This is a genomic window from Nocardia sp. NBC_01730 (assembly GCF_035920445.1).
GTDB lineage: Bacteria > Actinomycetota > Actinomycetes > Mycobacteriales > Mycobacteriaceae > Nocardia.
On sequence record NZ_CP109162.1, the window covers coordinates 621,765 to 637,311 of the forward strand.

At 63.9% G+C, this 15,547-nt stretch carries 7 protein-coding genes; 4 read left to right on the top strand and 3 right to left on the bottom strand.

What is annotated here, in order from left to right:
- The first annotated feature begins 73 nt into the window (after positions 1 to 73).
- The 4 genes from OHB12_RS02515 (at position 74) to OHB12_RS02530 (ending at position 14,401) form a co-directional block, all read left to right on the top strand.
- Positions 74 to 922: an IS630 family transposase gene (locus tag OHB12_RS02515; RefSeq protein WP_327115751.1), complete on the top strand. Its 849-nt coding sequence runs from the start codon at positions 74 to 76 to the stop codon at positions 920 to 922.
- A 585-nt stretch (positions 923 to 1,507) separates the two neighbouring features.
- On the top strand, positions 1,508 to 2,851 hold the full coding sequence (gene ltrA, locus OHB12_RS02520; protein ID WP_327115698.1) for a group II intron reverse transcriptase/maturase: 1,344 nt from the start codon (positions 1,508 to 1,510) through the stop codon (positions 2,849 to 2,851).
- A gap of 227 nt (positions 2,852 to 3,078) precedes the next feature.
- Positions 3,079 to 4,224 (top strand): IS701 family transposase, encoded by a 1,146-nt coding sequence (locus tag OHB12_RS02525; RefSeq protein WP_327115700.1) that lies wholly within the window; start codon positions 3,079 to 3,081, stop codon positions 4,222 to 4,224.
- Positions 4,225 to 4,306: 82 nt separating this feature from the next.
- The gene (locus tag OHB12_RS02530) at positions 4,307 to 14,401 is read left to right on the top strand and encodes a hypothetical protein (RefSeq protein ID WP_327115752.1); all 10,095 of its coding nucleotides are present in this window, start codon (positions 4,307 to 4,309) and stop codon (positions 14,399 to 14,401) included.
- Positions 14,402 to 14,424: 23 nt separating this feature from the next.
- Here OHB12_RS02530 and OHB12_RS36000 read toward each other — a convergent pair whose 3' ends face one another.
- The 3 genes from OHB12_RS36000 to OHB12_RS02540 form a co-directional block, all read right to left on the bottom strand.
- A complete protein-coding gene (locus OHB12_RS36000; protein ID WP_406274084.1) occupies positions 14,425 to 14,667 on the bottom strand; it encodes a type II toxin-antitoxin system Phd/YefM family antitoxin in 243 nt (80 codons plus the stop codon).
- Between the two features lie 247 nt (positions 14,668 to 14,914).
- Positions 14,915 to 15,184, bottom strand: a complete 270-nt coding sequence (locus OHB12_RS02535; protein WP_327115754.1) for a Txe/YoeB family addiction module toxin — start codon at positions 15,182 to 15,184, stop codon at positions 14,915 to 14,917.
- Complete coding sequence (locus tag OHB12_RS02540; protein ID WP_327115756.1) at positions 15,184 to 15,447, bottom strand: type II toxin-antitoxin system Phd/YefM family antitoxin; 264 nt, start codon at positions 15,445 to 15,447, stop codon at positions 15,184 to 15,186. The genes OHB12_RS02535 and OHB12_RS02540 overlap by 1 nt, the downstream gene beginning before the upstream one ends.
- Positions 15,448 to 15,547: the final 100 nt, after the last annotated feature.

Consider the following 15,547-nt stretch of genomic DNA (forward strand, 5'->3'; position numbering starts at 1 on the left):
CCGGACCCGAAATACCCGTGTCGATCTTGCCGGATGAACGCTGCCCCAACCGAATTCGCCAACGGTGTCCAAAATGAGCGGGGGCAGGCCGAGCAAGACCGACCGGGTGACGCGTGAACGCATCGGTCAGATCGCTCGGTGCTGTCCCCGTGACCTGGGCTGGCCGTTCTCGGTGTGGAGCCTGGCTAAGCTGCGTGATGTGTTGCGCGAGAACGAGATCGCCGATATCAGCCATGAGACGCTGCGCAAGATTTTGAAGGCCGAGGGCGTGTCGTGGCAGGCCACCAAAACGTGGAAGGCCGGCAAGGACCCCGAGTTCGCCGCCAAGATGGCCCGCGTTCTCGACCTTTACGATCACCCGCCCGCCGACGGGCGGGTGATCTGCGCCGACGAGTTCGGTCCGCTGAACCTGCTGCTGCGGCCGGGTCAGGGCTGGTATCCGAAGCGGCGACCGGCCCGGTTGCGGGCGACCTATCGCCGCACCGAGGGGGTGCGGCATCTGCTCGGTGCGCTGGATCTGGCCACCGGCCAGATCTACTACCGCATCCGGGATCGCAAGCGCTGGCAAGAGTTTCTGGGCTTTCTCAAAACCCTGCGCGCCCGCTGGCCCGGCCAGCGACTGTATGTGATCGTGGACAACTTCGGTCCGCACAAAAAGGCCGAGGTCCGCGCATGGGCCGCCGACAATGACGTGGAACTGGTACTTCTGCCGACCTACTCGTCGTGGCTGAACTGGATCGAGTCCGAGTTCGCCGCGCTGCGCTACTTCGCGCTCAACGGCACCGACCATCGCAGCCACGGCGAGCAGGACGACGCCATCGGCGCCTACATCCGCTGGCGCAACCAGCACGCAGAACCCAAACGCGAGTTCGCCGTCAACTCCAAGATCCGGCTGCCCGATTACCTGCCCTACGTTGCTTGAAGCGGCACTAGTACTGCAACTGGTGCGCCCAGAGATCAGGAGGTGATCGTTTTGCGGTCATGACCTGTGTCGGAAGCTCGTCGTCGCCTGCCGGTGTGAGTCCGGTCCGGGTAGCTGCCAGGAGGCCCGGTAGCAGGCTGGCGGTTCGGTCTGGAAACGGGTCGGGTCGAAGCCCAGCGTCGAAAGCCCCGTTGGGGGAAGCGACTGAGCGGTCCGTAGCGGGAGCGAAGCCTGCCGCGTCGTTAGACATTGAGGGAGAGCCGAGCCGGGCTGTTCACGGTGAAGGCCATGGAAGCGGTGAAGAGCCTGGATGTGCAGCCGTGAAGGACTCCCCGGCGTAGAGGGCGCGGAACGTTCAGAAGGTGGCGGCGGGAACTGGGGAGGCCCTCCCCGGCCGAAACGCACTGCGAAATTTTGCGTGGAAAGGCTTGTCCTATAACCGGTGTGGAGCCGGGAAGTGGATCGGGTGCCGGGAGGGAGTCGGAGGCGGTCGTAGTACTGATCGAGCCGAGCGGACAACATAACCGCCGGTGAGGGAAGGGCCGCTGCTTCGTTCGTGCGTTGTGTCTGGAAAGGATGGGCCCGGTGAGTGCCGGTCAGGCTAGTTCCGTCGCTGTGGGGTCGTTGGACCCGGTTCGAGCCTTGCAGCACACGCTTTACCGGTCGGCCAAGGCCGATCCGGGACGACGGTTTCATGCGTTGCGGGACAAGGTCTATCGCAGAGACGTCCTGTGGCGTGCGTGGGTGAGGGTGCGCCGCAACAACGGCGCGCCGGGTATCGACGAGACCACCCTGGCCGAGGTCGAGGAATACGGTGTCGAGAAGTTCCTCGACGAGCTGGCTGAGGACTTGAAGAACGATCGGTGGCGGTCGCGGCCCGCGCGGCGGGTGCTCATCCCCAAACCGGGGTCGAGTGAGAAACGGCCGCTGTCGATTCCTGTGGTGCGTGATCGTGTGGTGGCTGCGGCTGTGAAGATCGTGCTCGAGCCGATCTTCGAAGCACAGTTCCTGCCGTGCAGTTTCGGGTTCCGCCCGAAACGGTCGACACACGACGCGCTGCAGGTACTCATCGACAAGTCCTGGCGGGGCAACCGGTGGGTGGTCGAAACCGATATCGCCAACTGCTTTTCAGCGATTCCGCATGAGAAGTTGATGCAGACGATCGAGGAACGAGTCAGTGACCAGGGTGTGTTGAAGCTGCTGCGCGCGATGCTGCGAGCGGGAGTGATGGCCGATGGAGTAGTGCGTCGCGAGGTGACCGGAGCCGCGCAGGGCGGTCCGCTGTCACCGTTGTTGTGCAACATATATCTGCACCGACTCGACCGGGCATGGGACACGGATGCGCACGGAGTGTTGGTGCGCTACTGCGATGACCTGGTGGTGATGTGCCGGTCACGGGGACAGGCCCAGGCCGCGCTGGAGCGGCTGAGGGTTTTGCTCGCCGGGCTCGGACTCGAGTGCAAGGAGTCCAAGACCCGCATCGTGGAGCTGGCCGAGGGAGGCGAGGGAGTGGATTTCCTGGGCTTCCACAATCGGTTGGTGCGTGGGCGGACTCCGCGATCGGCGCACCTGGTGTTCCTGGCTCGCTGGCCCTCACGCAGGGCGGTGCAGCATGCCCGGGACCGGATCCGGTCGATCACGGCCCGGTCCCGGATGCTGCTACCGACCGAACAACTCGTGGCGGAACTGAATCTGTTCCTCCGCGGGTGGGCCGGATACTTCCGATACGGAAACTCCGCCCTGGTGTTCGGTCAGGTCAGAAACTATGCCCTGTCCCGGCTGGCGCTGTTGTTGTCCAAACGAGGCAACCGGCGTCGGGCGTGGGGCTGGGGCATGGCCCGGGTGCTGGCCTCGCCGGATCACCTGGGATTGATCAGCCTCGATGGAATTGTCGTGCTGCCCAGGCCCTTTCGGGCTTGGAAGGGTTGAATGCCGCCGGTGAAGAACGTCGGTAAGCCGTGTGCGGGAGAACCGCTTGCACGGTTTGACGGGCGGGAGCTGGAAACGGAAACCAGGGATGGTCACGGTGACGGAGAAGAACAACCGAGCGGGAAACCGCCCGGTCACAGCGGCTCCCTCACCTTCCATCAGCCCGGGTCACCGCGCCAGCTCTCGACCCAACCACTCAGGTGAGTGGGTGCTGGTAGACCTGTCGGGTGGTGTTGGATCGTGCTGTGGCCGAGCTGGATTCGTTGATGGCGAGGATCGGGGAGCGGTTTACCCGCACTGAACCGCGGGGACGTGCTGGTGAGTATGTGTCAGGGCTGGTCGCCGGTTTGGAACGCAAGAATGGGTGGACCCTGGCCGAACGTGCTGGTGAGGGCACCCCGGATGGGATGCAGCGGTTGCTGCGGGCCGCGGACTGGGACGTCGACGGGGTCCGTGACGATGTGCGTGATTACGTCATCGAACACCTCGGTGACCCTGCGGCGGTGCTGGCCGGTGACGAAACCGGGTTCCTGAAGAAAGGCACCAAATCCGCTGGTGTGCAACGCCAATACTCCGGTACCGCCGGGCGAACCGAGAACTGCCAGATCGGAGTTTTCCTGGCCTACGCGTCCAAGCACGGGCACGCCCTGATCGACCGGGAGCTCTATGTTCCGCAATCGTGGACCGTCGATCGCGCGCGTTGCCGCGACGCCGGGATCGGCGACGAGGTCGAGTTCGCGACCAAGCCGCAGCAGATGATCGCCATGCTCGAACGCGCCCTGGCCGCGAAGGTGCCCTTCGCATGGTTCACCGCCGATGAAGCCTACGGTCAGGCTGGTTACCTGCGCGACTGGTGCGAGGACCACGACGTGTTCTACGTGCTGGCCACCCGCTGCGACCAGCAGGTGAGCACCCGCGCCGACCGCATCGCCCGCGCCGATGATCTGGTAGCGCAGTTCGGGGACCGCACCTGGCAGCGACTCTCGGTCGGTGCCGGTGCGCACGGTCCCCGCGAATACGACTGGGCGCGCCGCCAGATCGAGGGCACCTGGAACAGCGGTCGCGGACACTGGCTGCTGGCCCGGCGGGCGTTGACACCCAACAGCAAGGGGACCTTCGAGATCGCCTACTACCTCTGCTACGGTCCAGCGACCACGCGGCTGGTCGACCTGGCCTGGACTGCCGGGTCGCGCTGGCATGTGGAAGAGGCATTCCAGCAAGCCAAGGGCGAAGCGGGCCTCGATCACTACCAGGTCCGAAAATGGCGTGCCTGGTATGCGCATATCACTTTGTCGATGCTCGCCCTGGCCTGGCTCGCGGCCACCAAAACCATTGCTGCAAAGGGGGACTCACCGACAGCGAAGACGGCATGATCGCTTTCACGTTACCCGAGATCCGCCGCTTACTCGTCGCGTTCGTCCTCACTCGCCTCAATCCCGCCGACCACGTCTGGGCTTGGTCACGCTGGCGACGACGCCGACAACATCAAGCCAGGCTCTCGCACTACCGACGCCGCGGCCACCCACTCACCTGAGTGCAGTTGCAGTACTAGGCGATTCGGTCTGGACGGACACCCGGACCGAGGATCTGCTGGCCGAGTACCAGGACTTCTGGCTGTGCCGTACCGCGCTCGCCGAATTCCTCACCGACTTCGTGCGCCTGGGCGCGGCCGATCCGCGGGTGAGCCGGGCGCGGCGGCTGACCTTGGCTCAGTGGAAGACGGCGGTACGGCGTTGCTCAACCCGGTCCCTGGCCCTCAACTCGCTGTATCCCGGCGCCCTGGATCTGCTGCTGTCCAGGCCGCGATCCGCGAATATCGCTGATTACCTGGGAATTCCCGATGCGCGGGCGGAACGGCTCGTGTATGAGGCCGTCCTGGAATTGGCCGACCATGTCGTGGCCGTAGCCGCTGATCAGGGAGCTACAAGGCTCGATCCGGTATCCAGGGATGTGGCGCCGGACCCCGGCCTGGAAGACGCCGTACTGGCGGACGAATGGGCTACCCGGTTCGGCAGCAGAGACACCCGGGTGACGGAGCTGGCCGCCTCGGCGGCGCAGGGCGATGAACGGGCGTTCGAACAATTGTGGGCAGGCGTCGAAACGCAGGTGTACGAATATGTGTATCGCCGTCTCAATGCTGAATTCGGTCCGGGGCAGTCGGACAGCGAGCAGATCCGGCGTGAGCTGCTCGCGGAGATCCGCGAGAACTGCCGTCGCGAAATCTCGGCCATGCAGCCGCGGGAATTCGGCCAATGGTTGAGCAGTCACGCCGTACGCCGGCTGCGAGATTACTTCGGATGGCGAACCTTCCGGCGTCAGGTCGCGGTCCGATACGCCACCACCCTTCGCGTCGAATCCGAACACCCGCTGGTGCGTGCGGTTTACCAGGCCGGCGAGCAACGGCTGCGAGACGTGCTCGAGAATTTCACGGACAAGCCGATTCTCCGAGAGATCCTGCTGCTGCGAATGCGCTACCGATTCTCGATCGAGCAGACCGCGAGCTGGTTGGAGATGCCGATTCAGCTCGTCGACAGCCTCGAAAACGAAGCCGTCCGTTTCTTTGTCGAACATTTCACCGACTCCGTAGTGCCGCAGAGCGCGCCGCCGGAAGGTCGCGGCGGTCACGTCGAGATATCGGACCAATTCGTGGTCGATGTGCTCACCACCACCGAGCCCAAATCCGAGTTCGCCGACGAGGAGCGTCGCGATACGATCACCATGCTGGATGTTCTGCTCGGGGCTGATCCTACCGATCTCGGCCTGGCGAGGATCTTCCAACCGTCCCTGCCGGAGCGTCCATTCCAGCCATATTGGATGTCCGAGACAGAGTGGGCAAAACTATGGTCCCAACTGCGATTTCGATGCGAGGACCGGTTGGGACAATGGCAGCAGCACAGTTCTGAGCGGAAGTCTGGGGCCCGTGCGGAGGCCGCGCACCCAGTATTACGTACGTTCAGTGCCGAGCGATTCAGGGATCTGATTCTGGCGCAGTATCTGTCCGAGGACAGCGGCACGGAATTCCTCCCGCTAGCACAGGTGCTCGTGGATGCCGACCCGGATGTGGTGAAAGTCGCTCTCAGAGCATTGGATATCGACCAGCTCCGCATAGTCGATCGAATATTCGGCTGGAGGCCGCGAGCGGATCAGGAGGTCGTGGAGTCGTTCGACCCGAGCGCGGATCTGCGGCGCGCCGTGATACTCGAACTGGTGAGGCTGCTGGCTCCGTGGTCGAGCGGCCAACTGGCGGGTGATGAGGCGAGGATCGCGGAGGCCGATCGGCGAGCATGGCAGGTCGTGTTCTCGGGGATCGATAACGACTTCCTGAGGCGGTATGCGCACCTGCGCTTCAGCGTTGGGGAGTCGCTTGCTGAAATCGCCCTCGACATGGGCATTTCGGTGGCCGCGGTGGAGGAGCTCGCGGCGGGCGTCCAACCGGAGCTGGCGGCCAGGTTGCCCGAGGCGCTCGCGTTGCACGAGCAGGCCGCGATGGCCTTGACGGCGATGTTGGGGACCGGCGTCGCCGATCCGGATCGGGACCATGTCGAGGATTGGGATTCGGTCGTCTCCGCGCTGTGGCATCGATCCGAGTCCCACACGGCGCTGGTCGACGCGGAGTCTTTCGCGCGGCGGTGGGCGGTACTGCCCGAGGCGCAGCGAGATGCGGTGGCGGCGCTCTATCCAGAGGTCGTTCTCGCTATAGATCCGATCCCCGGGGAGGCGAACGTGTCCGCACTCGAGCGGATCGTCGTCGGGCAGCGTGCGGCGGCCCGATGGGTGCGTCGGTTCCTTACCGACTTCGGTGTGGATGGAAGCTCAGCACCGGACGAACTGTATGCCGCGCTTCAGGCCGCGCGTGCCGCCAACCCTGTGATGTTCGACCTGCATACCGAGGATCTACTCGCGCCGCTATGGGTGCCAGACCGTTCAGGGCAGATCAAGCCAGGGTTGGTCGCCGCGCTGTGGGCGCAACCCGGTAGCCGGATCGCTGTGCAGTGGCGCAAGTGGCCGGCCGCGCTTGCTCACGTCATGCGCGCGATCGGTACCGACGCCTTCCAGGAAATCTACGCACACTACCCGCAGGGGATTCGATCAGCCTTGGGCAAGGCGATTGCGCGACGTCGTTTCGACGACCAGCCGCCATGGTCGAAGGGGATCGTCAAAGAGGACATCATTTCGGTGAAGTCGTTGGCGTATATCGGTATTCACCGTCTATACACTGAATTGTCCGGTGGGGCTTATCCAGAGCCGCGGGAACGTTCAGCCTGGATCGAAGTCGTTTCTTGCGCCTGGAATTCGAGATCTGGGCCTTGGTCCGGTGCCCGATGGGATGACGCGCTGGCTCGGCTCGCCGAGATCGCTCCCGGACAGGCGGAGTTCCTCCAGCAGTGGCTGATCGACGGCCAGTTGCCGTGCGAGATCGGCCGTGCTCGTGGGCTCGACGCCACCGCCGTGCGAGAACTACATCGAGCCGCGGTCGCCGGCATGTATGGGGTCCTGATCGGAAACCCCACTGCGGAGCGGGTGGAAGCGTCCGGACGCCGGCCGGAGTGGCGCCGTAGGCAGCAGCGCTTCGGCCGGGCAATCCGCGCCTGGGTTGAGTCAGGGTCATCAGCGTTGTGGCTGCTGGGCGATCTGACGGGCGATTCTTCGTTGCAGTCGGACCTACGCGAGCGCGGCAAGTTCGAGCTGGTTACCGCCGAATCGGAGAAGCGGACGATGGGGCGGGCCCGGAGTTATTCGTCGCTCGACGAACTCGTATGCTGGCTCGAAAGTCAAGGGCATTCCGCGGCGGCGGTGGTGACGACGGGTGTGCCCGGTGACGAGGTCGGTGACCACTATCTGCTGGAGAATGATCAGGGCCGCATCGTCATGCACCCGACCACCGACGTTCCGGCCGCCGTGGTGCCACCGAGGATCCGGGCTCGGCCCGGCGTAATCGAGGCCATCCCGGTCCGGCCTGGCGGCCGAATGCACCATCGGGCCGATGATCTGGCCAAGCGTGACCGCGATCCGGTGTCTCGGCTCGAGATCATCGTCGACCTGGGAAGGCCGGGCCCCTGGACCCGCGCCGTCCGGGACAAATTCCTCGCCGCGATGCGCCTCGGCGTCGACGGTGTCGCCGTCGAAATCGGTACGGCCGACGACGTCGAGGCATTGGCGCGGATGAGCGCATGGGCGCTGACTTTCGGTTGGCGTGGTGCATTCGTAGGGCACTTCGTCTTGACCGAGGGCACGGACTACAGACGAGAGGCGAAGAAACCGATCCCGCGGACTGACAATCCACCGCGGTTGGAGATGAGGCTTCTGGTGAAAAGGACGGTCGGCATCCTCGAGAGTTTCGAGCACCGCTACCGACTGGGCAGTTCGGACCGCGAATACTCGGCGCGCATCAAGGAACTTCTCTCGCCCAACGGCCAGCTGGTCACCCTTCGGCAATCGAATGATGACGATCCTGACCGGGAATGCTGGTCGGGCGGCCAACTCATCGGATTGGTCACCGCGAATCCACAGTCGTTGCGCGAGGAGATGAGCCGATGGGCTATGGAATTGCCCGCAGCGGCTCCGGTGCCCTATCGGATTCCTGGTGTGTCGGGTGTCGCCGCCGCGCCGAAATCGGGTGCGGGTGGTGTTGGCGCGGCGCTTTCTCTTGTCGCACAGCGTCACCCGGGGGCGTCCATTGATGTTGCCGGTGCCGGTCCGGTGATGTCGCTGGGCGAGTTGGAGACGCGTGGGCGTAATCGTGCGAGGCATGTCCTCGGTCCGTGGGCTGCGGCCGAGAACTTGCGAGACAGTGCGATCGGTGCCACGACGCTGCTGCTCGGCCAGCACAACGGGCCGATCGATCGGTACGGGGTCGCGACCGAGCCGTACGTTATGACGGTCGCGGACCTAGGAAACGGTCCCGAAGTCACGATCACTGAACCAGGCGCGGCGGAGCCGATGCCGTACGACGTGTGGGTCCAGCAACCGCGGGCAGTGACGATGTGGTGGGAAATGTGCTGGAATCCGGACGATTCGGCCGAGCTCCCGGCGGAGTTGTTCGGCCCCAGCCGGATCCGTCCGATCTCGCTGATCGGCCCCTATCGTCCAGTAGACGGAGACCTGGGCAACGAGGATGCGACGGTGGCCGCCGCCGACGAGATCGATGAGGTCGACACCGGCGTAGTGGATGGCCTGAATGCCCGTGGCGAAGGGCGGGGCCCGCGGTATCGGGACCCCCATCATCGTATGGAGGGCCCACCGGATCTGAGTCGTTTGGGGAATCTGGGCGCGGTACCGCGCCCAGATAATCGGGCTCCGCGGCGTGGGCCTGGTACCGGCGGTGCGCCGAGCAACCCACTGCCGAGCTCCCGTGATCCCGAACCATTGCTCGAGCAGTTGCTGGTTCTGCTTCCCGACCGTGACTGGGTACACGGCCTGATCGAAACAGCTCCGGGTGCTCTCGAAGCCGTACCGACCTCCGCCGAGACAGTGCGGATCGTGGAACGGTGGTGGGAACAACTCGGAGACGCCGGACAGGCGGTGATGATCGAACGGTATCCGACCTTGATCGGCAATCTGCCGGGCGTTCCGATTTCTGTACGGTACGACGTGAATTTCAGGCAGCTGTGTCGAAAATATGCCGAGGTGCACGCGCAATATCTCGAGGTACAAGAGCGCTCCTCGATCATTCAAGTGGAGCTGCTGGCGCGTAAATCTGATCTGAAATCAGCGATCTATTCGCTGCGCTGGAATGCCAGCAGTGATTCCGGGCGGCTGCCGGCGCCAGCAGGTCTGGTCTCGTACCTTTCTGATGACCACGGCGATCTAATGGTGGTGCTCGTCGGAAGTCTCTTTGCGCAATCGCTGACGTGGTACCTTCCGCCGAACGCCGCCACCTTCCTGCATTTGGCCTCGGGTGTGCACGATATGCGACGGCATATCGAGGCGACTGTGCTGACCGCTCTGCCGACTGGCAGACTTCTTCCACTCGAGTCGGACCCGACCGCTGCTGCCGTCCTACTGGTCGACAACCGCCACCGCGGTTCGATCAATCCGCGTAGTCGGTTGGCCACCGGATTGATTCGATATGTCGACGAAATCATGGCAATTCGCGCCACCAGTGCCGATCCGGCGACAATGCCGAAGAACTACTGGTTGGGTTGGGGGGCCGGTGCCGCGGTCGTGCACGCGGCGCTGCGGCGCCTGGACACAGCGAACAGTGCGGTGTGTGAGAAGGCGATCCTCATCGACGCGGGGCCGGCGGCCCGGCTGGCCTTCCGTAGATCCGACGACGTATATCTCTTTTCGGGTGTAGGCCGTTCGAGAGATCCCTTCGGATTCTCTGACAACGACTCGCGGATCCTCAAACCCTCGCAGGCGACCATCTCACGCATCGTCGGAGACCGCTACCCTGGGGTCGGCGTTGAACCAACAGGTACAGAAGAGGTTTCGTTTGTCGAGGTGTCCCGGCTGCCTGGATCGGACGGCGTAGCGGAAGTCTTTCCGCCCAACTATCTGGTGCCTATGGCTGTGTATCAGTTCGGGGCGTTGATCGGCCGCGAATTGCGATTCGAACGAGAAATCGGAATGACCGGCGCCGATGAGGAGGAACTGGAGGAGATGGTGGGCGGGCGCCTGCGTCCGTTCGGTTCCTACGAGAGCGTGATCGAACACCTGCTGGAGCTGGCACGTTCGGATCGCCGGAGAAATCCGTGGGACTCACCGTCTGCTTTGCTGCTCGGACAAGGTGCGCACGGCGTCGGCCATTTGATGTGCATGACCGTTGACGGTGACAATATCCGTATCAGCTCCGCCAAGAGCGCGATGCGGATGCGTTCCTATCGACCGGACCAGTTGCCCCGGGTCGAGTGGCTGGCGGCGATCGTGGCGGACGCCGCGGGCGAACTGACCCATCCGGTGTCCGAATGTGCACCGATGCCGCGTTCAGAGGTTCTGATCGGTCCCGACGTCACCGCCCGTCGCTGGCCGTTCCCGGTGCGGGGGTCTGTGCTGGTGGTCCGCCCCGATCCGGAAACGGACTCGGGCGGAGACGAATCCACCGAAAACGCCTGGCGGTCGCCCAGCGAATTCGAAGAGATTCGCCGTGTACTGGACGCATTCTTCGACCCGCGCGACCACGACTACGTGGGACCGGTGACGCCCGCCGATCTCGAAACCAAATACGGTATCGCGGTCGAGGAACAGGAAAAGATCCAGAACTTGCTCGACCGCCTCGGGGGTTGTTATCAGCTGGCCGTTTGGGATTCCAATCCGGATGCCGCGCGATTGCGTGCCGAGGGGAAGTGCATTCCGAAACTGGCCGGGATGTACATGAAAACATTGGATCGGCTGGACTGGATACTGGGTGCTGAGAGACAGCATCTCGGAAAGCTGGGCATATACCTGCCCCAGCTACCGATGTGGTTGCGGTCGTTGGTGACACCAGAGCAGTGGTCGGCGTTGGAGAAACGCGCCGAACTCCGTCGCGGCGAATACTTCATGTGGCTCAATTCTCCGCCGCCGGTACCGGCCGACGTAGTGATCGGCCCGGACAACGTACTTTACATGTGTAACGACGACGGGGAATGGTTGCCGGTCGGTTCGGACATCGACGGGGCTGAATTCAAGGTTCTCGACGGGCTCGGCCACGAACTCAACCCTGTCGACTACGACGTGGCGATGCTGATCCTGAACGAAATGGGTCTGTTCCAGCACGGTGCGACCGCCGGGTGGCTGGCTCGGACCCCACCGGAGGCAGCGGTCAAACGTCAAGTGCTCAGCAAGCAGACTCGGATGACGGTTTTCCGTCCGGGCGAGCCGCCGCGTCGAGAACGCAGCCCCCGGCCCGAGGAAGCACGTTCCCTCGGTGACCTTCCCACACTGACCGATACGGGCCTGACGAGCCGCGCTTATCTCTGGCTCGCACGAACCCGCCCTACGGATACGACAAACAAGCCGACCCGCAGGAGCCCGGATGCGCTACTAGGGATCGCGCCGCCGCGGGCCTTCGGTCGGCCTGCCCGGCTGTTCTCCGGACATCCTCCGTCTCGAGGGGATTCCGAGACAGGCACTCGTTCGGACGGCGAGCAGCAGAACGACGGTGTCTCCGAACGAGATCAGGCAGTCGAGGCACTCAGGACTGCGTTGGTCCGGATCGCAGTTCCGCTGCGTAACGCGTTGGAGGCGATGCGGAAGGTAATCATCGACTCCTATGGCCCGAACGGTGCTGCCGGCCCCGCCGCGCTGCGAGATACCTATACCCGGGACCCCGACGCAGTCTTCCTGGTCGCCGAGTTGATGCCGGAGGAAGATCGGGAGCGATTCCAGGCATTCCTAGCCGGGAACGCGGATACGTTCCCCGCGTACTTCGCCGCGACCGTGTTCACATACCTTCCGTCGAGCACCACCCTGACCGTGAATGCGAGGTTCGCGGAGCACGTTGTCGCCACACTGATCGATCAATTCGGCCATGACCAGATTCGTGTCGTCCTGCGCGGCTATCCGGCGGATCTGCGAATGATGCTGGAATTGCTGGTATTTGGGCTGGCCCGCGACGCCGAGTCGGAGGCGACTGTCAGGTCCGCGATCGAGGAAGGCTCGGTGTGGAACAACCCGTTCGTCCACCTGTTCACCGACCTCACCGGCGGCAGCACTCCGTCGGTGGACGAACGAACTGCGTGGGACGAAGTCTGCCGAAATGCTCTCGATCGCACGGGAAAGTGGCGAGAGTGTCTGCTCGAACTCGATGAAATCGACGAGGAGGCAGTCGATTTCATGGCCGGGTGGCTGTTCGCCAACCGTTTTCCTCGAGAACTGGCGCAGGAGTGGGAACTGGAGACCGAGGAGGTCCGGGACCTGCATCACCGTGCCATGGTGCAGATGGACCGTCTGTTCGCCAATTGGCGGCCGGAGTCGGAGCGCAGAAACGCAGAGCTGTCGGCTCAGCCGATGACGACGGGCGAACGGGCCCTGCACCGCGGTGAACCTATCGAGGTCGGCTGGCTCAGTTCCGGCCGCAGTGACGCGCATCGGATCATGCGGTTCGCGGACAATCCTGGCAAGTCCTACCTGTTCACCCCGCTCGCCGCCCGCGGCGAGGAGTTGCCGCCGGCTTTCGCGCCCCTGGCGATGCGGGATGTCGGCATGCATCGAGTGGACCATAACCTGCTCGGCTATGGCGTGACACCCGTTGCGACGCCGTATTATTCGTCGGATTCGGCGGCGTGGGGAGTGCTCACCGAGCTGCCCGCCGGTGCGCTTCCGCCCAATCTGCGGGCTGGCGGAACGACCGATCCAGCGCCCCTGGCGCGCTTCCTCGATCCTGTGTATCGACAGCAGATGTTCGTGCTGTTCTGTCTCACGCGGGCCTGCGGCGGGTTGTCGATGAACATGGGCGCTGACCAGCGGACGCCCACCTTTCCCTATGTGCCATTCATTCCGGCCGACGACGGCGCAGAGCCGCGATACGCGCAATGGGCCGATTTCGTCCAGATGGGTCTGCGGCAGCCACTGCTGCCCGAGGTGCTGGAACCGTTGCTGGAGATCGATCCTGACGAGTTCGCGGCAACGCTACGTCAGACGGTGCTTCCAGAAGGGCTCGCACCGCCTACGGAGGATGAGATCGCCGACGCCGTGCGTCTTCTGGAAGAAATCCAAGACCATGGGATGGTCACAGGCACCGCATGGCCGGAGGTCGAGCAACTGATCCCGACAGCGGTGACCGACCTTCCCCCCGCGGCGGAGCTGCGGACGATGGCGGCGCACTGGCGGTCGCAGGTGGACTACGACTATCCCCTGGGCGTGCTCAATGCCGCGGAGCTCGAATGCTATTACGGCGTGACCTGGGAATTGGCGCGGGACCTCCAGCGTGCCGCCGACATCGAGGGCGTCGTCATCGGTGTCCGGCCAATGAACCCGTGGGCAACCGGGCAGCTGCGATTCGGGCTCACCCGGCCGAAACCGCAGAGTGTCAAAGACAAGTCGTCCTCGAACGAGGATGTCGCACTCGGTCGTCGGCCGAGTTTGATCGGGCTCGTCCTGGCCGGTGAACCGATGCTGCCGCCGGTGCTCCCCACCGACCCGGCCGCTCGGAACAGATTGTTCACCCGTTACGAACGGCGCATGAGCGAGTGGCGTGCCGCATGCGCGAGGCCGGATCTGACCATCGACGAGAACCAGGTTGTGCGTCTGGTGGGAGAGAGCGAACCCGTCGGACCCGACACCGACCTCTACGAACTGCTGCTGCCCCCGGACATGATCCCCATCGACGATCCGTCCACCTACGAGCGGATACTGACCCGGCTGAGACTGGTGCATGGTCTCCCGGTCGAGCATGGCGCGCTTCGCCAGTGGGATCCGAAGGATGCCAAGGGATCCGAGCTCAAATTGCGACTCATGGAGGACCACGAGCCCGGCGGGGTGCCGATTGTCCGATTCATACCGGGTGAGGAACGCGCGTGGGCGGTATCCGGGGTGATGGCCGACGAAGGTATAGCTGTCGGTGATATGCCGCCGGAGGTCATGGCCATGCCGATCGGTGCGCTCGCGCCGGGAGTGCGTCGGCCGTAGAGCAGTCGAACCGGATACTTCATTTACTGCTTTTCCCCGAAGATGTCCGCTATCACTCGGGCCATTGTGACGCGTTCACTTCTTTCGTCGAGTCGCCGAATTGCTTCGCGGGCGAGCAATTCGTCTTCGGCTTTGTCGAATGCCTCGACCATTTCGAGCGGGACCAACGCTGCTATCGGTTTCCCGTCGCGGAGGATGATGGCTTCTTCGCCGCCGTGGGCCTCGTCTACGTACCGGGCGAGGTACCACGCGGGTTGCGACCGCAAAGCCCACGGCGGCCGCCGTGGCGGCGATCATGCCGTCTGCGATGCGCCGTCGTCCAGCGGGCATGGTCGCGATGCTGTAGCGGATCTCGCCGACGGTGACCGCCGACAGGTACAGGGTTTCGACGGTCTGGTCATCGAGCCAGGCCAATGACCCGCGCATTCGGAGCCTTGGTGGTGGATTCTCCTGGCCCTGGCCGCAGACTTCGGTTCGGCAGTCCACGGTGCCGACCCGGATCGACGTGCGGGCTCAATCCTCGTAATGTGACCCCACCTGCACCACAACGATTTCGGTGTCGGTGACCAGATAGATCAACCGATGCTCGTGGCTGATGCGGCGTGACCAGTGTCCGGCCAGTTGGTGCTTCAGCGGCTCGGGCTTGCCGATGCCCGTGAACGGATCATGAAGTGCTGCGTCGATCATCTTGTTCGCGCCTTTGAGCACGTCGCGATTCGTGGTGAGCCATGCCTTGTAGGACTTCCAGCCTTGCGCGGTGAAGGTGAGTTTGCGGTCCGTCATCAGTCGGCGTCCGGATCGATCAACTCATGGGCTTCGGTTCGTCCGGATCGGGCGTCCTCGGCGGATTGGAGCAAGGTGACACCGCCATGGGTGCGCAGCACGTAGAGAGTTTCCATCAACGAATTCCAGTCGCTCTCCGCTACCAGGACCGCGTTCTCACCGGTCTTGGACACGACTGTCACGGTGTCGTGGTCATCATTGACCTGCTGCACCAAGCCGAACAGGTTCTGGCGCACGTTCGATATAGGTAGGGCTTTGGCCATGAGCGTATCCTATCAAGTCGTACAAGTTATGGTACGACAATACTTCGAGGAGCTGCTCGTTTGCCCGGCATCAACACCTCCGTGACCGCCTCGTCGCGGC